This is a genomic window from Cypionkella psychrotolerans, assembly GCF_001294535.1.
Classification (GTDB): Bacteria; Pseudomonadota; Alphaproteobacteria; order Rhodobacterales; family Rhodobacteraceae; genus Cypionkella; species Cypionkella psychrotolerans.
In genome coordinates, this window is the sequence record NZ_LGIC01000087.1 from 82,828 (window position 1) to 102,651 (window position 19,824).

23 protein-coding genes are annotated in these 19,824 nt (G+C 61.2%); 19 read left to right on the top strand and 4 right to left on the bottom strand.

The window, feature by feature from the left end:
- Nucleotides 1-230 precede the first annotated feature (230 nt).
- From AKV04_RS22295 to cysE, 19 genes are all read left to right on the top strand, one after another.
- Nucleotides 231-554 (top strand): hypothetical protein, encoded by a 324-nt coding sequence (locus AKV04_RS22295; protein ID WP_054008613.1) that lies wholly within the window; start codon nt 231-233, stop codon nt 552-554.
- Entirely contained in the window at nt 505-1,848 is a 1,344-nt protein-coding gene (locus tag AKV04_RS22300; RefSeq protein WP_054008614.1) for a DNA-packaging protein, read from the top strand. Before AKV04_RS22295 ends, AKV04_RS22300 begins: the two co-directional genes overlap by 50 nt.
- A 127-nt stretch (nt 1,849-1,975) precedes the next feature.
- Nucleotides 1,976-3,148: a phage portal protein gene (locus AKV04_RS22305; RefSeq protein WP_054008615.1), complete on the top strand. Its 1,173-nt coding sequence runs from the start codon at nt 1,976-1,978 to the stop codon at nt 3,146-3,148.
- Entirely contained in the window at nt 3,145-3,393 is a 249-nt protein-coding gene (locus tag AKV04_RS22310; protein ID WP_054008616.1) for a GTA head formation protein, RCAP_rcc01685 family, read from the top strand. Before AKV04_RS22305 ends, AKV04_RS22310 begins: the two co-directional genes overlap by 4 nt.
- A gap of 27 nt (nt 3,394-3,420) precedes the next feature.
- Entirely contained in the window at nt 3,421-3,984 is a 564-nt protein-coding gene (locus tag AKV04_RS22315; RefSeq protein WP_156317759.1) for an HK97 family phage prohead protease, read from the top strand.
- 48 nt (nt 3,985-4,032) lie between these two features.
- Complete coding sequence (locus tag AKV04_RS22320; RefSeq protein WP_054008617.1) at nt 4,033-5,241, top strand: phage major capsid protein; 1,209 nt, start codon at nt 4,033-4,035, stop codon at nt 5,239-5,241.
- Between the two features lie 152 nt (nt 5,242-5,393).
- A complete protein-coding gene (locus AKV04_RS22325) occupies nt 5,394-5,993 on the top strand; it encodes a head-tail connector protein (protein WP_054008618.1) in 600 nt (199 codons plus the stop codon).
- Nucleotides 5,990-6,328 (top strand): head-tail adaptor protein, encoded by a 339-nt coding sequence (locus AKV04_RS22330; protein WP_054008619.1) that lies wholly within the window; start codon nt 5,990-5,992, stop codon nt 6,326-6,328. Before AKV04_RS22325 ends, AKV04_RS22330 begins: the two co-directional genes overlap by 4 nt.
- Entirely contained in the window at nt 6,325-6,723 is a 399-nt protein-coding gene (locus AKV04_RS22335) for a DUF3168 domain-containing protein (protein WP_054008620.1), read from the top strand. Before AKV04_RS22330 ends, AKV04_RS22335 begins: the two co-directional genes overlap by 4 nt.
- Before the next feature lie 36 nt (nt 6,724-6,759).
- Nucleotides 6,760-7,173 carry a phage major tail protein, TP901-1 family gene (locus AKV04_RS22340; protein WP_054008621.1) on the top strand — a complete coding sequence of 138 codons (414 nt, stop codon included), beginning with the start codon at nt 6,760-6,762 and terminating at the stop codon, nt 7,171-7,173.
- Nucleotides 7,173-7,493 (top strand): gene transfer agent family protein, encoded by a 321-nt coding sequence (locus AKV04_RS22345; RefSeq protein ID WP_054008622.1) that lies wholly within the window; start codon nt 7,173-7,175, stop codon nt 7,491-7,493. Before AKV04_RS22340 ends, AKV04_RS22345 begins: the two co-directional genes overlap by 1 nt.
- Nucleotides 7,490-7,726 (top strand): rcc01693 family protein, encoded by a 237-nt coding sequence (locus AKV04_RS22350; RefSeq protein ID WP_054008623.1) that lies wholly within the window; start codon nt 7,490-7,492, stop codon nt 7,724-7,726. The genes AKV04_RS22345 and AKV04_RS22350 overlap by 4 nt, the downstream gene beginning before the upstream one ends.
- Nucleotides 7,683-8,333, top strand: a complete 651-nt coding sequence (locus AKV04_RS22355; RefSeq protein WP_054008624.1) for a phage tail tape measure protein — start codon at nt 7,683-7,685, stop codon at nt 8,331-8,333. The genes AKV04_RS22350 and AKV04_RS22355 overlap by 44 nt, the downstream gene beginning before the upstream one ends.
- An 8-nt stretch (nt 8,334-8,341) precedes the next feature.
- The gene (locus AKV04_RS22360; RefSeq protein ID WP_054008625.1) at nt 8,342-8,974 is read left to right on the top strand and encodes a DUF2460 domain-containing protein; all 633 of its coding nucleotides are present in this window, start codon (nt 8,342-8,344) and stop codon (nt 8,972-8,974) included.
- Nucleotides 8,971-9,858, top strand: a complete 888-nt coding sequence (locus AKV04_RS22365) for a DUF2163 domain-containing protein (protein ID WP_054008626.1) — start codon at nt 8,971-8,973, stop codon at nt 9,856-9,858. The genes AKV04_RS22360 and AKV04_RS22365 overlap by 4 nt, the downstream gene beginning before the upstream one ends.
- The gene (locus AKV04_RS22370) at nt 9,855-10,292 is read left to right on the top strand and encodes an NlpC/P60 family protein (protein ID WP_054008627.1); all 438 of its coding nucleotides are present in this window, start codon (nt 9,855-9,857) and stop codon (nt 10,290-10,292) included. Before AKV04_RS22365 ends, AKV04_RS22370 begins: the two co-directional genes overlap by 4 nt.
- A gap of 2 nt (nt 10,293-10,294) precedes the next feature.
- A complete protein-coding gene (locus tag AKV04_RS22375) occupies nt 10,295-14,191 on the top strand; it encodes a baseplate multidomain protein megatron (protein ID WP_054008628.1) in 3,897 nt (1,298 codons plus the stop codon).
- Nucleotides 14,192-14,193: 2 nt separating this feature from the next.
- Entirely contained in the window at nt 14,194-14,502 is a 309-nt protein-coding gene (locus AKV04_RS22380; RefSeq protein ID WP_054008629.1) for a DUF7742 family protein, read from the top strand.
- Between the two features lie 70 nt (nt 14,503-14,572).
- Nucleotides 14,573-15,382 carry a serine O-acetyltransferase gene (gene cysE / locus AKV04_RS22385; protein WP_054008630.1) on the top strand — a complete coding sequence of 270 codons (810 nt, stop codon included), beginning with the start codon at nt 14,573-14,575 and terminating at the stop codon, nt 15,380-15,382.
- Between the two features lie 64 nt (nt 15,383-15,446).
- On the opposite strand, the gene AKV04_RS22390 is transcribed toward cysE, so the two are convergent.
- The 4 genes from AKV04_RS22390 to AKV04_RS22405 all read right to left on the bottom strand — a co-directional run bounded on the left by AKV04_RS22390 (nt 15,447) and on the right by AKV04_RS22405 (nt 19,717).
- Nucleotides 15,447-16,760 (bottom strand): pyruvate dehydrogenase complex dihydrolipoamide acetyltransferase, encoded by a 1,314-nt coding sequence (locus tag AKV04_RS22390; protein WP_054008663.1) that lies wholly within the window; start codon nt 16,758-16,760, stop codon nt 15,447-15,449.
- A 10-nt stretch (nt 16,761-16,770) separates the two neighbouring features.
- A complete protein-coding gene (locus tag AKV04_RS22395) occupies nt 16,771-18,138 on the bottom strand; it encodes a pyruvate dehydrogenase complex E1 component subunit beta (RefSeq protein ID WP_054008631.1) in 1,368 nt (455 codons plus the stop codon).
- 11 nt (nt 18,139-18,149) lie between these two features.
- Entirely contained in the window at nt 18,150-19,139 is a 990-nt protein-coding gene (gene pdhA, locus AKV04_RS22400) for a pyruvate dehydrogenase (acetyl-transferring) E1 component subunit alpha (protein ID WP_054008632.1), read from the bottom strand.
- A gap of 275 nt (nt 19,140-19,414) precedes the next feature.
- Complete coding sequence (locus tag AKV04_RS22405) at nt 19,415-19,717, bottom strand: FtsB family cell division protein (RefSeq protein ID WP_054008664.1); 303 nt, start codon at nt 19,715-19,717, stop codon at nt 19,415-19,417.
- Nucleotides 19,718-19,824: the final 107 nt, after the last annotated feature.

Sequence of the window (19,824 nt, forward strand, 5' to 3'; positions counted from 1 at the left end):
TTGTTTCGCTAAGGGTCGGCCTGTTGGCGCGCGCGTTAAGGTTAATGAGAAGTTAATAGATAGTCCGGTAACACATTGATATAAAACAGTTTATCTTGACTTTGCGCCCGCTCTGATCTATAGATTTGGATATGCTGGATGAGATGTCTGAACGGCCGAGGGGGCAGCCCTTTGCGCCGTTTTTTCATTTTACACGTGCGGGGGCGGCATGAGAGGCGGGCAAAACGGGCATGACACTAAATTTCTCCCTCGGAGAACAGCCGTCAAGCGATCTGCTGGCGGATGCAGAGCAATATTATGAATCCACGGTCTCGGACCTGCTGCGCACGATCAATGCGCTGAAGGCGGGCGAGTTTGAAGCCTCAAAGGCGGTGCCGCAGACGGTACGCGATTTGCGGCTGGCACTGGATTTGGTCCATAGTGAAAGGGGACGCGTTGAAAAACTTCGCAAACAAGTTGCCGGGGCTGTCGGAACCGGCACGCTCGATTTACACGCCGCACGCGATGAGATCGGGCGCCGATTGGCTTGCCTCCGCGACGCAAGCGCAGGTTGATGAGTTTCTCGATGGGCTGAGCGAGAATGCGTTGCTGGCGCTGCCGTGGATGTTTGAGTTCTGGGCGCTGCCGCATCAACTGCCACCTGCGGGGGCGTGGAAAACTTGGGTGATCATGGGTGGTCGCGGGGCGGGGAAGACCCGGGCCGGGTCGGAATGGGTCAGGGCCGAAGTTGAGGGCGCAGGGTCAATGGATGCGGGGCGTTCGCGGCGCGTGGCACTGGTGGGCGAGACGGTGGATCAGGTGATTGCGGTGATGATTGAGGGAGAGAGCGGGATTTTGGCCTGCTCGCCCCCTGATCGCAGGCCGGAATGGCAGGCGACCAAGAAGCAGTTGCTTTGGCCAAATGGCGCGATCGCGCAGGTGTTTTCGGCGCATGAGCCGGACAGTCTGCGCGGGCCACAGTTTGATGCGGCTTGGGTCGATGAATTGGCGAAATGGCCGAAAGCCGAGCAGGCCTGGGATCAGTTGCAGTTTGGTTTGCGGCTGGGCGAGAACCCGCGACAGGTGGTGACGACGACGCCGCAAAATGTAGGCGTGTTGAAGGACATCCTGAAAAACCCCTCAACCGTGATGACGCATGCGCCGACTGAGGCGAACCGGGCCTATCTGGCGGCCTCGTTCTTGCAGGAGGTGCGGACGCGTTATGCGGGGACCACGAAAGGCGCGCAGGAGTTGGATGGGCTGTTGATCGAGGACGCCGAGGGGGCGTTGTGGACGACGGCGATGCTGGAGGCGGGGCGGATCACCGAAGTGCCGCGTTTGCAGCGGATCGTGGTGGCGGTGGACCCGCCAGTGACGGGGCATGGTCGGTCTGATGAATGCGGGATCGTGGTGGTGGGGGCGATCACCGAGGGGCCGACGCAGAATTGGCAGGCGGTGGTTTTGGCGGATTGTTCGGTGAAAGGCGCCTCGCCGGATCAATGGGCGCGGGCGGCGATTGCGGCGATGGATCGGTTTGGCGCGGATCGGTTGGTGGCCGAGGTCAATCAGGGTGGCGATCTGGTGGAGGGGGTGATCCGGCAGATTGATCCGCTGGTGCCGTATCGGGCGGTGCGGGCCAGCAAGGGCAAGATGGCACGGGCGGAGCCTGTGTCGGCTTTGTACGAGCAGGGCCGGGTGTCGCATGTGCGCGGGCTGGCGGCTCTGGAAGCGCAGATGTTGCAAATGACGCGGCATGGTTACGTCGGCAAAGGCTCACCGGACCGAGTGGATGCGTTGGTTTGGGCATTGACGGATTTGATTGTGGAGCCAGCCGAGACCTATCGGCGGCCGCAGGTGCGCGGGATTTAGGCGTTGCGTGCGGTTCGGGCCAGCGCGCGGTGGGTTGGGGTTAATTAAACCTTTCCGCTTTAGAACTGCCTTCAGACAAGCGCGGTCCTGAAAAGTAGGGCGGTCGAGAAGATAGGAGCTTTGACGCATGGTGTTCGATTTTCTGAAGCGCGCGCCGCAGGTGGTGGAAAAGAAGGCCTCGGCCACCGGGCGGGTGGTGGCTTGGGGCGGCTCGGGGCGGGTGGCGTGGAGCCCGCGTGACCTTGTGTCGCTGGCGAAAACCGGGTTTCAGGGCAATCCGATGGGGTTTCGCGCGGTCAAGCTTATCTCGGAAGCGGCTTCGGCGATGCCTTTGGTGTTGCAGGATGAGACGCGGCGCTATGACAGCCATCCGGTGCTGGATCTGATCCGCCGTCCGAATGGCGCGCAGGGGCGGGCCGAGTTTCTGGAGGCGGTGTACGGGCATCTGTTGCTGTCGGGCAACGCCTATATCGAGGCGGTGCCGGGGGCGGGTTCGGTGCCGGGCGAGCTGCATGTGCTGCGCTCGGATCGAATGTCTCTGGTGCCGGGCGCGGATGGCTGGCCGGTGGCTTATGATTATTCGGTCGGTGGGCGGACGCATCGCTTTGCGATGACACCAGAGGTGCAGCCAATCTGCCACATCAAGACGTTTCATCCCTCGGATGATCACTACGGTTTCAGCCCGTTGCAGGCGGCGGCGGTGGCGATTGATGTGCATACTTCGGCGAGTGCCTGGTCAAAGGCGTTGTTGGACAATGCGGCCAGACCCTCGGGGGCAATTGTTTACAAGGGCGCGGACGGGCAGGCGCAGCTTTCGACCGATCAGTATGATCGCTTGGTGAGCGAGATGGAGATGCACCATCAGGGCGCTCGCAATGCGGGGCGGCCGATGTTGTTGGAGGGCGGCTTGGATTGGAAGCCGATGGGGTTCTCGCCGTCGGATATGGAGTTCCAGCAAACGAAAGAGGCGGCGGGGCGCGAGATTGCTACGGCGTTTGGGGTGCCGCCGATGCTGATGGGGATACCGGGGGATGCGACCTATTCCAACTATCAGGAAGCCAACCGGGCGTTTTATCGGCTGACCGTGCTGCCGCTGGTGGCGCGGGTGACTGCCGGGATTTCGCATTGGCTGTCGACCTTTACCGGCGAATTGGTCGAATTGCGGCCCGATCTGGATCAGATTCCGGCGCTGGCGGTGGAGCGGGATCAGCTTTGGGCGCGGGTGGGGGCTGCGGCTTTCTTGACCGAAGTGGAAAAGCGCATCCTGCTGGGCCTGCCGCGCTTGCAGGAGGGCGAATGACGCCGCCTCGCAAACCGTCTGACGGCTCGCGTTATCTGTACGACAGCTTCGATGCCGCAGCCGCGCGGATTGAGGCGAATGAGCGTGTGGCCGAAGAGCGTTGGGCGGCGCTCGATTACCGTTTGGCCCAGATTGATGCGGTGCTGGAGCGGCTGGAGAAGCGGATTTGGGTGGGCGTCTACGGCGTCGCGGCGTTCCTTTTGGCCCAGATGGCCGAGGCCGTGATGCGGGCGGCGGGCAAGTAGGGCGGCGGGCAGATGAAAGGTTTCGCGATGAATTGGAAAATGCAGGGCGCGCCGGAGTGCAAGTTTCAGCAGCCCGAGGCGCGGCTGGTGGTGACGGATGGCACCCAGGTGGAAGGCTATGCCAGTCTGTTTGGCAAACGCGATCAGGGCGGCGATGTGGTGCAGAAGGGGGCTTATGCCGCCAGCCTGTCGCGGCTGATCACCCAAGGCCGCGCGGTGAAAATGCTGTGGCAGCACGATCCGACCCAGCCGATTGGGGTCTGGGACGAGGTGCGCGAGGATGCGGTAGGGTTGTGGGTCAAGGGCCGCATTCTGCCGGAAGTCGATAAGGGCCGCGAGGCGGTGGCCCTGCTGGCGGCGGGGGCGATTGACGGTTTGTCGATCGGTTACCGCACCGTCAGAGCGGAACGCGATGGCAAGGGGCAGCGCCTTTTGTCCGAGCTGGAGCTTTGGGAGGTGTCGCTGGTGACCTTTCCGATGCTTCCCGAGGCGCGGGTTTCGGCCAAGGGTGATACGCCCGAGGCCGATTTCTGGCGCAGCATGGCGCAGGTGTTTGACGACGCGCGCCAATCCCTGAGCGAACGCGCTTAGCAGCTTTTCACGACCAAACAACTTCCACGACCAAACGGGGAAATCAAGATGACCGAGACAAAGGCTCGGGCCGGTGAGGCTTTGCCTGCCGCCCAGAATATTGCCGCATATCCGAGCGCGGAAGTGAAATCCGCGATGGTAGGATTTATGAACGCCTTCAAAGGCTTTCAGGACGACGTGAAACAATCACTTCAACAACAGGACGAAAGATTGACCATGCTGGATCGCAAACAGATGACCTACGCCCGCCCCGCTTTGTCAGCCCATGCCGAGTTGGACGTGCCGCATAAGAAGGCGTTTGGCGCATATTTGCGCTCGGGCGATGATGACGGCTTGCGCGGCCTTGTACTGGAAGGCAAGGCGATGAGCACCGCCGTTGCTGCCGATGGTGGCTACCTGGTGGACCCGCAGACCGCGGACAGCATCCGCTCGATGCTGGTGGCGACGTCCAGCCTGCGGGCGATTGCCAATGTGGTGCAGATTGATGCGACCTCGTTTGATGTGCTGATTGACCGCTCGGAAGTGGGCTCGGGTTGGGCGACGGAAGCGGCGGCGACCACGGAAACCGCGACGCCGACGATTGAGCGGATTTCGATCAAGCTGCATGAGTTGTCTGCGATGCCGAAGGCCTCGCAGCGCTTGCTGGATGACAGCGCCTTTGACGTTGAGGGCTGGCTGGCTGGCAAGATCGCCACGCGGTTCATCCGTGCCGAGGCTTCGGCCTTTATTAACGGCACTGGGGTGGATCAGCCGAAGGGAATTTTGCTGCCGACCAAGGTGGCGAATGCGTCCTGGACCTGGGGCAATCTCGGCTACATTCCGACCGGGGCTGCGGCGGATTTTGCCACGACCAATGCGGTCGATTGCATCATCAGTCTGGTTTACGCCCTGGGGGCTGATTACCGCGCGAATGCGAGTTTCATCATGAACTCGAAAACCGCCGGAGCCGTGCGCAAGATGAAGGATGCCGATGGCCGCTTCATGTGGTCGGACGGGTTGGCGGCGGCGGAACCTGCCCGCCTGATGGGCTATCCGGTGCTGATCTGCGAGGATATGCCCGATATCGCTGCCAACGCTTATGCGATTGCATATGGCGATTTCAAAGCTGCCTACACGATTGCCGAACGCCCTGATCTGCGGATTTTGCGCGATCCGTTCTCGGCCAAGCCGAACGTGCTGTTCTATGCGTCCAAGCGCGTGGGCGGCGATGTCACCGACTTTGCGGCGATCAAACTGCTGAAAATCGCGGTTTCCTGATCCTGTAACGACTGCCCGGTTCTCTTGGGGGCCGGGCAATGGACGCGCGCCGGAGGGCCGCGCCGTCTGGCTGCTCCCCTCCGTTCGAGCGGTGCGAGGTGCGCGTCCATAGCCTTTTGCGGCGGGATTTGGGGCAAGGAAGGGATTTGGCGATGATGTTGACGGAAATCACCAGCGTGGCCGCAGGCAGTCTGCCGGTGCAAGCGCTGAAGGATCATCTGCGGTTGGGATCTGGGTTTGCCGATGACGGGATGCAGGATGGGCTGATCGAGGGCTATCTGCGCGCCGCGATGGCGGTGATCGAAGGGCGGATCGGCAAGGTCTTGTTGGCACGGCGGTTCAAGCTGGTGTTGGAGGATTGGCGCCAGCGCGGTGAGCAGGCGCTGCCCGTGGCTCCGGTGACGGCGCTGGTGTCGGTGATGCTGGTTGATGTGGATGCGGTCAGCACTGTGGTTGGGGCGGATCGCTACCGCTTGGTGCAGGACACCCATCGCCCGAAGCTGATTGCTGCAGGGGTGCTGTTGCCGAACGTGCCGACCGATGGGCGGTTCGAAGTGGTGTTTGACGCAGGCTTTGGCGCAGCCTGGGCGCAGGTTCCGGTCGATCTGGCGCAGGCGGTGTTGCTACTGGCGTCGGAGTTTTACGAGAACCGGCATGATCTGGGGCAGCGTGTGGCGGGGCTGCCGCTTGCGGTGCAGGCGCTGATTGAACGCTGGCGCACGGTGCGGGTGCTGGGCGGGGGTGCAGCATGAACCCGGTGCGGTTAACGCGCAAGCTGGTGCTGGAAGCACCGCAGAATATCGCTGATGGCGCGGGCGGGTTTGCGCAGGCTTGGGCGGTGTTAGGCACGATCTGGGGTGAGGTTTCGCCCGGACCGGGGCGCGAGATGGCGGGGGTCGAGGTGGTTTTGGCGCAGGTGCCCTACAAGATTACGGTGCGGGGGGCTCCGGTTGGCAATCTGCGCCGACCAAAGCCGGAGCAGCGGCTGCGCGATGGTACGCGCGTGTTCACCATTCTGGCCGTCGCCGAGCATGATCAGGACGCGCAATATCTGACCTGCTTTGCCCGCGAGGAGGTGCCGACATGAGCTATCAGGCAGCGGCGGCGTTGCAGTCGGCAATCTATGCACGACTATCGGGGTTTGCGGGGATGAGTGGGGTAAGCATCGTCGATGCAATGCCGCCGGGGACGGCCCCGGGGACATTTGTGCTGATCGGGCCCGAGCAGGTCGTTGATCAATCCGACAAATCTGGTGGCGGGGCGGAGCATCGTTTTGAGATTGCGGTGATCAGCGACGCGAGCGGGTTTTTGATCGCAAAGCAGGTGGCGGGGCGGGTGTCAGAGGCGTTGGTGGGGGGCGCGCTGACGCTTACCACGGGGCGGTTAGTGTCGATCCAGTTTCTGCGGGCGACGGCGCGGCGGTTGGAGGCTGGTGATACGCGCCGGATTGATATGACGTTCCGGGCGCGGATCGAGCTTTGACATATTGGCCCCTCGGGGCAGAAACGGGAGATGGTTATGGCAGTGCAGAATGGCAAAGACCTGCTTATCAAGGTTGATATGGTGGGCGACGGCACCTTTGTGACGGTGGCGGGTTTGCGGGCAACGCGGATCAGTTTCAACGCGGAAACCGTCGATGTGACCTCGTTGGAAAGTGCCGGTGGCTGGCGGGAATTGCTGGCGGGGGCGGGGGTGAAGACCGCCTCGATTTCGGGATCCGGCGTGTTCCGCGATGCCACCACCGATGCCCGCGCGCGGCAGATTTTCTTTGATGCCGAGATGCCACTGTTTCAGGTGGTGATCCCCAGCTTTGGCGTGGTTGAAGGCGCGTTCCAGATCACCGCAATTGAATATGCGGGCAGCCATAATGGCGAGGCGACCTATGAGATGACCCTCGCCTCTGCCGGGGCTTTGGCCTTCACGGCGCTTTGATGGCGAACGCTTTTGCAGGCGAAGTGGCGATTGTGCTCGATGGCGTGGCGCATGTCGCCAAGCTGACTCTGGGGGCTTTGGCCGAGTTGGAAGGCGCATTGCAGGCCGGATCGCTGGTCGAGATGGTCGAGCGGTTTGAGTCTGGCAAAGTCTCCACCCGCGATGTGCTGGCGCTGATTGTGGCGGGGCTGCGGGGCGGCGGTTGGCAGGGCACGGCGGAGCATCTGCGCACGGTCGAGATCGGCGGTGGGCCAGTTGAGGCGGCGAGGGCGGCGGCGGAATTGCTGGCGCGGGCGTTTGCTTTGCCGGGCGAAGGATGAAGATCGACTGGCCGGGGCTGATGCGGGCCGGGATGGGCGAGTTGCGGCTGACTCCGGCCCAGTTCTGGGCGCTGTCGCCGATTGAGCTAAGGATCATGCTGGGGGCGGAGGCTGCATTGCCGCCCCTGACGCGGGCGCGGCTGGAAGAAATGGCCGCCGCTTATCCAGATTTCACAAAGGGGGCGGGTGATGGCGACGGTAGACGAGTTGCAGGACCAGATAGCGGCGCTTGAAGCCACGCTATCGGGCACCACGGGGATGGTCGGCGCGTTTGAGGGCGAACTTTCGCGGATGCGGGAAACCATGGTGTTCACCGGGCGCGAGGTGAACGCGCTGTCCAGTGGCATCGGCGGCGGATTGCGCCGGGCGTTTGATGGGCTGGTGTTTGACGGGGCCAAATTGTCGGACGCTTTGAAGTCGGTGGCGAAATCCTTGGCCGATACGGTCTACGGAATTGCGATGAAGCCGGTACAGAACGCTTTGGGTGGGGCGATTGCTTCGGGGTTAAGCGGTTTACTAGGTGGGATCATGCCATTTGAAAAGGGTGGCAGTTTCGCCCAAGGCCGCGTGATGCCGTTCGCCAAGGGTGGGGTGGTGTCGCAGGCAACGCCTTTTGCAATGCGCGGCGGGCAGGGCTTGATGGGCGAGGCGGGGCCAGAGGCGATCATGCCGCTGGCGCGTGGGGCGGATGGCCGATTGGGCGTGCAGACTTCAGGTGGGCGGGCGGTGACGGTGGTGATGAACATCACGACGCCGGATGTGCAGGGCTTTCAGCGCAGCCAAAGCCAAATCGCAGCGCAGGCGCAGCGGATGCTGTCGCGCGGCCAACGCAATCGGTGAGGGAAGACATGGCTTTTCACGACATCAGATTTCCGGCGAGCGTCAGCTTTGGCTCGCAAGGAGGGCCAGAGCGGCTGACCGAGATTGTCACGCTGGCGAATGGCTTTGAGGAGCGCAACACGCCGTGGGAGCATTCTCGGCGGCGTTATGACGCGGGGTTTGGTTTGCGCAGTCTGGAGGATGTGGACGCACTTTTGGCGTTCTTTGAGGCGCGTCGGGCGCGGCTGCATGCGTTTCGCTGGAAGGATTGGTCGGATTATAAATCCTGTGGGTCCAATTTGGTGATTGCTGAAACCGATCAGCTGATTGGGGTCGGCGATGGAATGACGCTGACGTTTGCGCTGAAAAAGACCTACCTTTCGGGGACGGCCAGCTATATCCGGCCTATCGCTAAACCCGTGGCGGGCACGGTGATTGTGGCGATTGCCAATGATCCGAAAGTGGAGGGGCTGGAGTTTAGCGTCGATACGGCGACCGGGATCGTCAGCTTTACCACCCCGCCCGACATCGGCGCGCTGATCACGGCGGGCTATGAGTTCGACGTGCCGGTGCGATTTGATGCCGATGTGATCAAGACCTCGGTGGCCTCGTTCCGCGCCGGTGATGTGCCGAACGTGCCGATTGTCGAGGTGCGGGTATGACCGCGCGGCAAGAGTTGCTGGATCATCTGGGGCAGGGTGTGACGACGGTGTGTCGGGCTTGGCTGGTGACGCGGCGCGACAGTGTGCAGTTTGGTTTCACCGATCATGACCTTAATTTGGGCTTTGAGGGGCATGTGTTCAAAGCCAGTTCGGGGATGACCGCGCGCACATTGCAGCAGACCACGGGTTTGGCGGTCGATAACTCGGAAACGATCGGCGCGCTGTCGGATGCGGCAGTTGAGGAGGTCGATCTGATCGCGGGTCGTTTTGATGGGGCAGAGGTGCGGGCATGGCTGGTGAATTGGGCTGATGCAGCCCAGCGCATCGAGCAGTTTCGCGGCAATCTGGGCGAGATTTCTCGCACAGGCGGGGCGTTCAAGGCCGAATTGCGCGGGTTGACGGATCGTTTGAATCAACCGCAGGGCCGGATTTTTCAACGCAGCTGCTCGGCTGTGTTGGGAGACGCGCGCTGTAAGGTTGATCTGTCCGCACCGGGGAGTTTTGTCGAGACGAGCGTGGCGGGCTTTGATGCGTTAAATCGTTGCCTGTTTGACGGACTCTCTACCTTTGCAGACCGCTGGTTTGAGCGTGGGCGTTTTGTCGTCACTTCGGGGGCTGCTGCCGGATTGATCGGGGTGATCAAATTTGATCGCCTGTCCTCCGGCCAGCGCATCGTCGATCTGTGGCACGATCTGGGTGCGCAGATCGCGATTGGCGATCAGGTGCGGCTTGAGGTGGGCTGTGATCGCATGTCCACCACCTGCCGTACGAAATTCGCCAATTTCGCCAATTTTCGCGGCTTTCCGCATATTCCGGGTGAGGATTGGCTGGCGTCTTATCCGGTCAGCAGTCGCGCCAATGACGGCGGGAGCCTTGGGCGATGACGCCTAAGCTGATTGTGGCTACCGCGCGGGGGTGGATTGGCACGCCCTATCTGCATCAGGCCAGCGTCAAGGCGGCGGGCGCTGATTGTCTGGGTTTGATCCGGGGGGTGTGGCGCGAGGTGATCCGCGCCGAGCCTGAAAGCATCCCCGCCTATTCGCAAGACTGGTCAGAACCATCGGGCCGCGAAGATCTGCTGGCTGCGGCCCAGCGCTGGTTGATCCAGAAATCTTGCGCAGATGAAGCGCCGGGGGATGTGTTGTTGTTTCGGATGCGCACGGGGGCGGTCGCCAAGCATCTTGGTATCGCGGCGCATATGGGCCCAACCGCCAGCTTCATCCATGCCTACACTGGCCATGGCGTTGTCGAAACGCCCTTAAGCGATCCGTGGCGACGCAAGATCGCCGCACGATTTGAATTTCCTTTAGGAGCCTGAACATGGCCACGATCCTTCTCTCTGCTGTTGGTGCCTCGCTTGGTGCAGGTTTTGGTGGCACGGTGCTGGGCCTGTCGGGTGCGGTCATTGGGCGCGCCATTGGGGCCACGGTGGGGCGGGTGATCGACCAGAAACTGCTGGGCGCAGGCTCCGAGGCCGTCGATGTCGGCAGGGTGGATCGCTTTCGGGTGATGGGGGCAAGTGAAGGTGCCGCGATCCCGCGCATCTGGGGCAGGGTGCGGGTGTCGGGTCAAGTGATCTGGGCCAGCCGGTTTCAAGAGAATGTCGTGCATTCTGGTGGCGGTAAGGGCACGCCGAAGCCCTCCAGCAACAGTTTCAGCTATTCAGTCAGTCTGGCGGTGGCCTTATGCGAAGGCGAGATCACCCGAGTCGGGCGGATGTGGGCAGATGGCAATGAAATCGCGCCAGAAAGCCTGAACCTGCGCATCTACAACGGCGATGAGGCGCAACTGCCCGATCCGAAGATTGAGTCGGTTGAAGGTAGTGGCCTCGCCCCCAGCTATCGCGGCACCGCCTATTTGGTGATCGAAAACCTCGATCTGGGGAAATTCGGCAACCGTGTGCCGCAATTCTCGTTCGAAGTGGTGCGGGCTGCGCAAAGCCCTGCTGCCGATTCCCATCCGGGCTTGTCCAAAATCATCCCCGGTGTTTGCCTGATCCCCGGAACTGGCGAGTATGCGCTCGCAACCACGCCTGTGCATTATTCCTACGGTCCGGGCAGCAACCGCTCGGCCAACGTCAATTCGGCAACGGGCAAGACCGATTTTGCCGCATCGCTGGAGCAGTTGTCCGAGGAACTTCCCAACGCAAACGGCGTGTCCTTGGTGGTGTCGTGGTTTGGCAACGACCTGCGCTGCAGCGCTTGCCTTGTCCAGCCGAAGGTCGAACAAAAGCAGTACGATGGCCAACCGATGCCCTGGAAAGTCTCGGGCTTGACCCGTGCTGTGGCGCCTGAGTTGCCAAAGCTGGAAGGCGCCACTGTTTACGGTGGCACACCTGCGGATCAATCGGTGGTCGAGGCGGTCAAAGCCCTGAACGCAGCGGGCAAGGCGATCACATTTTATCCTTTCGTCCTGATGGATCAACTGCCAGGCAACACTCTGCCCGATCCGTGGAGCACCGCGACCTCGCAGCCGGTTCTGCCGTGGCGGGGGCGCATCACCCTGAATCACGCGCCGGGGCAATCCGGCACTACAGACCGCACTGCCGCAGCGGCCGCCGAGGTGGCAGCCTTCTTCGGCACCGTCGCCCCCGCAGATTTCACCATCGCAGGCGAGAGCGTCACCTATTCCGGTCCTAGTGAATGGTCATATCGCCGCTTCGTCCTGCACTACGCCAACTTGTGCAAAGCCGCAGGCGGAGTCTCCGCGTTCTGCATCGGCACCGAGTTGCGCAGCCTGACCCAAATTCGCGGCACGGCCGACAGCTTCCCCACCGTCATCGCGCTGCGCCAACTGGCCGCCGAGGTGAAAGCCATCCTCGGCCCCAGCACCAAGATCACCTATGCTGCCGATTGGTCCGAGTACTTCGGCTATCACACCGAGGATAGCCTGTATTTCCACCTTGATCCACTTTGGGCCGACCCTGCCATCGACTTCATCGGCATCGACAATTACATGCCGCTTTCGGATTGGCGCGACGGTGACAGCCACCTCGATGCCCATTGGGGCGACATCCACAACACCGATTACCTGCGCGCCAACATCGCGGGCGGCGAGGGCTTTGATTGGTATTACGCAACCCCCACCGATCAGGCCGCCCAAATTCGCACCCCGATCACCGATGGCGCTTATGGCGAGCCTTGGGTCTACCGCCACAAAGATCTGCGCGGCTGGTGGTCAAGTTCGCACCATGAGCGCATCGCAGGCCTGCGTTCTGCCACGCCAACCGCTTGGATTGCGGGCTCAAAACCCATCCGTTTTACCGAATACGGCTGCGCGGCTGTGGACAAGGCCACCAACCAGCCCAACGTCTTCCTAGACCCGAAATCCTCGGAATCCGCGCTGCCGAAATACTCCAACGGGTTGCGCGATGATCTGCTGCAACTGTCCTATTTCCAAGCCATGCACAGCTACTGGACCGATCCGCAAAATAACCCCGAAGCCTTCCTTTACACCGGGCAGATGGTCGATTTCGCCAATTCTATGGTTTGGGCTTGGGATGCACGGCCGTTCCCGACCTTCCCTGGCAACAACAGCCTGTGGTCGGATGCGCCGAACTATGACAAGGGCCATTGGCTGAACGGGCGTGCCTCCAACGAGCCCCTTGCGGCGGTGATCGGCGATATCTGCGATCTGACCGGGATGCAGGCGGTTGACCTCAGCCAAGCCCGTGGCATCGTGCGCGGTTACGCGATTTCTGACGTGGCCTCGGCCCGTGCCGCCCTGCAACCGCTGATCCTCGCCTTCCCAACCGACGTGATCGAGCGCGAAGGCACTCTGCGCTTTCAATCCCGCACAGCCCTGAACGCTCAAACCCTTGAACGCGAAACCCTCGCCATATCGACCGAGATCGACGGCAGTATTGAGCGTACCCGCAGCGCCGATATTGAAACTCCCGAACACATTCGCCTGACCTTCAACGAGGCCGAAACCGATTTCGCCGTCTCCACCGTCTCGGCCTCTTTCGCCGACCGTACAGGCGATGTCGTCTCGCAATCCGAACTTCCCCTAACCCTGACCGCATCCGAGGCAAATACGATTGCCGAACGTTGGATGGCCGAAACCCGCGTCTCACGCGATTCTGCCCGCTTCGCTTTGCCGAAATCCCAGCTTGCCATCGGCGTCGGCGATACCGTCAGCATCGCGGGCGAGTTGTACCGCATCGACCGCGCTGAGTTGTCCGAGTTGCAAACCATCGAGGCCGTCCGCGTTGACCCGAATGTCTACGAGCCCGCCGAAATCTCTGTGCCTGCACGCGGTTGGGTGCCGTTCCAAGCCGCCGTCCCGGTCTATCCGCTGTTCCTTGACCTGCCGCTGTTGAAAGGCAGCGAGGTCGAATACGCCCCCCACGTCTGTGTCGCTGCCTCGCCTTGGCCCGGCGATGTCGCGGTGTGGAGTGCGGTGACAGACGACAGCTACAGCCTCAACACCACGCTCACTCAACCCGCGATCATCGGCACCACGGAAACCGCCCTGATCGCTGCCGAACCCGGCCTCTGGGATCGTGGTGCGACCCTGCGCGTGCGCGTCGAATCCGGCGCTCTATCTTCCGTCAGCGAGCTTTCGGTGCTCTCCGGTGCCAATGCTGCCGCCATCGGTGACGGCAGCCCGGAAAACTGGGAGCTGTTCCAGTTCGCCAGCGCCATCCTTGTCGCGCCCAAAACCTACGATATCTCTTTGCGCCTGCGCGGCCAAGCGGGCACCGACGGCTTGATGCCCGCAACTTGGCCCATCGGCAGCACCTTCGTTCTGCTCAACGACGCCGTCCAACAAATCAACCTACCACTCTCGGCCCGAGGTTTGCCCCGCTATTATCGCTTCGGCCCCGCCGACAAGGGTTACGACAGCAACGCCACAGTCTTACTGACCGAAAGCTTTGACGGCGCAGGCCTGCGGCCCTATGCGGTGTCACACCTCTCCGCCACCAAACAACCCAGCGGCGATCTCGACATCACTTGGCAACGCCGCACCCGCATCGATGGGGACACTTGGCAATCGCTGGAAGTCCCGTTGGGCGAAGACACCGAGCTTTACAGCACCAAAATCACCCAAGGCCCCGCCACCTTGCGTGAAACCACCACTTCAACTTCCAACTGGACCTACTCTGTCGCGATGCAAACCGCTGACGCTGCCAGTGGAACCATCACCATTGCCATAGCCCAAGTCTCGCAACGTTACGGCAGCGGCCCGTTCCAGACCATCACGGCAGCGCTCTGACCATGCGCCGCTGCCTTCCCGGCGATCTGTTTGAGGCCGCAGGCCTGCTCGCAGCCTCCACCGACCCCTGCGCTCTGATCACCCGACTGCTTGATCAAGCCGATGCCGCGCACCGCTACGCCAAACGCTTCGGGCGCGCGCACCCCACTTGGGGCAATGGCAGCCTGATGGCCCGGGCGCTTGCCGAGACAGGCCCGCGTCACACCCCCCTCCATTCCGCGCGCTTCCTGTCAGCCCTCGCGCTTGTCGCGGGCCAGCTTGCCAGCCGCAAGCGCAGCGCGCCCCTGAAGCACGGCACTCAGGCGAAATAGCAAAATCCCCCCTTGGCACTGTTGCAAACCAACGCCATATGCTAATCTCTCTGCCAGCAGGAGATATATCATGGCCGAAACCAGCGCTAAAATCAGCCCTCTGGATCCAGTTTGGCGCCGCGTGCGCGATGAGGCGTTTGATATGGTCCGGGCCGAACCGCTGCTCGGTGGCTTGATCCATTCCAGCCTGTTGCACCATCCGAGCCTTGAGCGCGCCCTTGCCTATCGCTTCTCGCTGAAACTGGCTTCGGGGGAAATGTCCGAACAAATCCTGCGCGAAATCGCCGATGAGGCCTATTCCTCCGACCCCGAACTCGGCCAATCCGCCCGCGCCGATGTGACGGCGGTGTTTGACCGTGACCCCGCCTGCCTGCGTTTCATCCAACCGATCTTGTTTTTCAAAGGCTATCAGGCGATCCAAGCCTACCGCATCGGCCATTGGCTCTGGCAGAATGGTCGCAAGGATATGGCCTATTTCGTGCAGATGCGCGTGTCCGAAGTGTTCGGCGTCGACATTCACCCCAATGCCCGCATCGGCAAAGGCATTATGATCGACCACGCCCATTCCATCGTCATTGGTGAAACTGCGGTGGTTGGCGACAATGTCTCGATGCTACATTCCGTCACCCTCGGCGGCACCGGCAAAGAAGACGGCGACCGCCATCCGAAAATCGGCGATGGCGTGATGATCGGGGCAGGGGCCAAGGTGCTGGGCAATATCCACGTTGGCCATTGCTCGCGCATCGCCGCAGGCTCAGTCGTGCTGCATGACGTGCCGCACAACACCACAGTGGCAGGCGTCCCCGCCCGTGTGATCGGCGAAGCAGGCTGCGCGCAACCCTCGGTCACCATGGATCAGTTGATCAACGGCGAACTTTAATTCCCTAAACTCAAACGAAAAAGGCCCCCGAGATCGCTCTCGGGGGCCTTTTCTATTTCAAACCCTACGCCAGCATCGCCAGCGGGTTCTCGAGATTGTCCTTGATCGCATTGACCAACAACGCCCCCAAAGCTCCGTCGATCACCCGGTGATCCACCGACAACGTCACCGACATCACCGTGCCAACCACCACGACGCCATTCTTGACAATCGCCTTGGCCACGCCCGCGCCCACCGCCAAAATAGCCGCATGAGGAGGGTTGATGATCGCATCGAAGTTATCAATGCCGAACATCCCGAGGTTAGAGATCGCAAAGCTGCCGCCCTGATACTCATGTGGCGCCAGCTTGCGATCCCGCGCCCGCTTCGCCAGATCTTTCATTTCTGCCGACAGGGCCGACAAAGACTTCGCCTCGGCGTCGCGCAAAACTGGCGTAAACAGCCCGCCCTCAATCGCCACAGCCACGGCAACATCCGACTTCTTGAACTGCAATACCCGGTCGCCCGCCCAAACCGCATTCGCCGCAGGCACCTGTTGCAAGGCCAAAGCGCAAGCCTTGATCACGAAGTCATTCACCGACAGCTTGACACCACGGCCTTCCAGCTTGGCGTTCAATTCAGCCCGGAACGCCATCAGCGCATCCAGCTCAATATCGCGCCGCAGATAGAAATGTGGCACGGTTTGCTTGGCCTCGGTCAGGCGCGCCGCAATCGTCTTGCGCATCCCATCGAGCTTAACTTCGGTAAACGGCCGATCCGCATAGGTTTTCAGCACGGTTTCGGTCGAAGGCCCAGCAGCCATTGCCGGAGCCGCAGCAACCTTCGCCTCCGCCACAGGTGCCGCCGCAACCGCCACGACCGGAGCCGCAGCACCCGCCTTGGCCGCCTCAACATCCGCCCGCACAATCCGCCCATGCGGTCCCGAGCCCTGAACCGAGGCCAAGTCCAAGCCCTTTTCCGCCGCAATCCGCCGCGCCAAAGGCGAGGCAAACACCCGAGCCCCCACCGCTTTCGGAGCCGCAGCGACGGCCGTGGCTGCCGCAACTGGCGCAGCAGCCGGAGCCGCAGTAACAGCCGCCACCGGAGCCGCTGCGGCTACGACAGCCTTGGCAGCAGGAGCCGCATCCGCAGCCTCGCCATCCTCCAGCAACACCGCAATCGCCGTGTTCACCTTGACGCCCGAAGTCCCCTCAGCCACCAGAATCCGGCCAATCACGCCTTCATCCACCGCCTCGAACTCCATCGTCGCCTTGTCCGTCTCAATCTCAGCCAGAATCTGGCCGGATTTGACGACATCGCCTTCCTTCACCAACCATTTGGCAAGGGTGCCTTCCTCCATCGTCGGAGAAAGCGCGGGCATCAGAATTTCAATCGCCATCATCGCCTCCTTAACGGTAGCAAACAGATTTGACGGCAGCGACCACATCGGCGGTCGTCACCAGCGCCAGCTTTTCAAGGTTGGCGGCGTAGGGCATCGGCACGTCTTTACCCGTGCAAGTCACCACCGGCGCATCCAGATAATCAAATGCCCGCTGCATTATCGTGCTGGCCAGATGGTCGCCAATCGAGCCCACCGGGAAGCCTTCTTCCACCGTCACGCAACGGTTGGTTTTCTGTACACTTGCGAGGACCGTATCGTAATCAATCGGGCGCAAAGTGCGCAGATCAATCACCTCAGCCGAAATGCCGTCTTTCGCAAGTAAATCAGCGGCTTCCAGTGCATACTTCATGCCAATGCTGAACGACACGATGGTCACATCCGTGCCTTCACGCCAAATCCGCGCCTTGCCGAATGGAATGGTGAAATCCGGCAGATCTGGTACTTCAAACGATTGCCCATACATGATCTCATTTTCAAGGAAGATCACCGGGTTCGGATCGCGAATAGCCTGCTTCAGCAAGCCCTTAGCATCCGCCGCCGAATAGGGCATCACCACTTTCAGCCCCGGAATCGCCGCGTACCATGCGGTGAAATCCTGAGAATGCTGCGCACCAACCCGCGCAGCAGCACCATTCGCACCCCGGAACACAATCGGGCAACCCAACTGGCCGCCCGACATATAGTTGGTCTTCGCAGCCGAATTTAGAATGTGGTCAATGGCTTGCAGCGCGAAGTTAAACGTCATGAACTCGACAATCGGGTTCAAGCCGCCCCAAGCTGCGCCCACCGCGATACCCGTAAAGCCCATCTCGGTGATCGGCGTGTCAACCACACGTTTCGCCCCAAACTCAGCCAGCAAGCCTTGGGAAATCTTGTAAGCGCCCTGATATTCGCCGACTTCCTCGCCCATCAGCATCACGTTCGGATTGGCGCGCATTTCTTCGGCCATCGCCTCACGCAAAGCCTCGCGCACGGTCATGGTTTTCATCGGCGTGCCTTCCGGCCAATCCGCCGAGGCTTTCGAGACCACCACCACTGGGGTAGCCGCAGGCGCCGCAGCAACAGCCGGAGTCGCCACGGGCGCAGGTGCCGCAACCGCCGCGACCGGGGCAGGCGCTGCATCCGCCGATTCCCCAGCCTCAACCAGCACCATGATCGCGGTGTTTACCTTTACGCCCGAGGTGCCCTCAGCCACCAGAATCCGGCCCACAATGCCTTCATCTGCCGACTCAAACTCCATCGTCGCCTTATCGGTCTCAATCTCGGCGATGATCTGGCCGGATTTGACCGCATCACCTTCCTTGACCATCCACTTCGCCAAAGTGCCTTCTTCCATCGTCGGAGAAAGCGCCGGCATCAATACTTCAACTGCCATGGTGTTCCCCCTCAGGCGTAAATGTCGGTCCAAAGCTCAGCTAATGCGGGCTCCGGGCTGGCCTTGGCGAACTCAGCGCTCGCGTTCACAACGTCCTTGATCGACTTATCAATCGCCTTCAGCTCCTCATCCGAGGACAGCCCGGCGTTGACCAGCAGATCGCGCACATGCTCAATGGCATCCTTCTCGGATTTCATCTTCTCAACCTCTTCCCGCGTGCGATATTTCGCCGGGTCCGACATCGAATGGCCGCGATAGCGATAGGTCATCATCTCAAGGATATACGGACCCTTGCCAGCCCGGCAATGCGCCACAGCCTTGGCACCGGCAGCCTGCACCGCCAGCACATCCATGCCGTCCACCTGCTCGCCCGGAATACCATAAGCCAAACCGCGCCCGAACAGGGTCTCGGATTTGGTCGAACGCGCCTGCGAAGTGCCCATCGCGTAGTGGTTGTTTTCAATGACAAAAATCACCGGAAGCGCCCACAACTCGGCCATGTTATAAGTCTCATAGACCTGACCTTGGTTCGCCGCACCATCGCCGAAATAGGTGAAGGTCACATTGTCATTGCCCTTATACTTATCCGCAAACGCCAGTCCTGCGCCCAGAGGCACCTGAGCGCCGACAATGCCATGCCCGCCGTAGAAATGCTTCTCGCGGCTGAACATATGCATCGAGCCGCCCTTGCCGCGCGAATAGCCACCTTCGCGCCCGGTCAACTCGGCCATCACGCCATTGGCTTCCATACCGCAAGCCAGCATATGGCCGTGGTCGCGATAAGAGGTGATCCGCTTGTCGCCTTCCTTGGTGCAGGCCTCAAGCCCGACAACCACCGCTTCTTGCCCGATATAGAGGTGACAGAATCCCCCAATCAGACCCATGCCATAAAGCTGACCGGCCTTTTCCTCGAATCGGCGGATCAGCAGCATCTCGCGGTAGAACTTCAGCAGTTCCTCCTTCGAGACGTTTGATTTCTCTGGGGCTTTTTTTGCAGCCAACTCGGCATCCTCCCGTCACGCTGTTAAGATAGTTTAGTGTTAAACCATCTATACCGCATCGGAGAAATAACGCAAAACAGAAAATGCAGCAGGGATCGCGGGGCAGGGCCGTCCTACAAAATTGCGCTCCATCTAAAAAGCGGGCCGCGTTTACGGTCATCCTCAGTGCTCAAACATCTCCGCCGGAGGCTGCAACGCCTCCAACATGCCCAGCCTATCAGGCAAAACCAAAAGGTATCCCGAAATGTAGGGTATGCTTCAGCGCACCCGCCGCCCTAGCGGATCACAACCTCATCGGCGCGCAGATAGCCCAGCACATCGCGCAACTGCTCGTCCAGCAAATCAATGTCGAGATAATCATCCGACAGCCGCTTGGTCAGATTCTGCATCCGCGCCAGTTCCGCCTTCAGCTGATCGCGCTCCACCCGCAGATCCGCCGCTTCAGCGTTGATCTGCACCCGGCGGAACACGCCGTAATCGCCTTGAATCGCGGCAAAGGCGAAATAACTGCCCAAAGTGAAGGTGGCCATGAAGAACAACATACCGCCAAAGGCGGGCCGGGATTGGGTCTGGATCATCTGTATCGCCTCAAATCCGCCCCTCATAACCGGGGGAGGTTGCTTGCATGATGCCACAAAGCCAAACCCTTGGGAAACAAGAAAATGCTGTCTCCCACAAAAAGCGA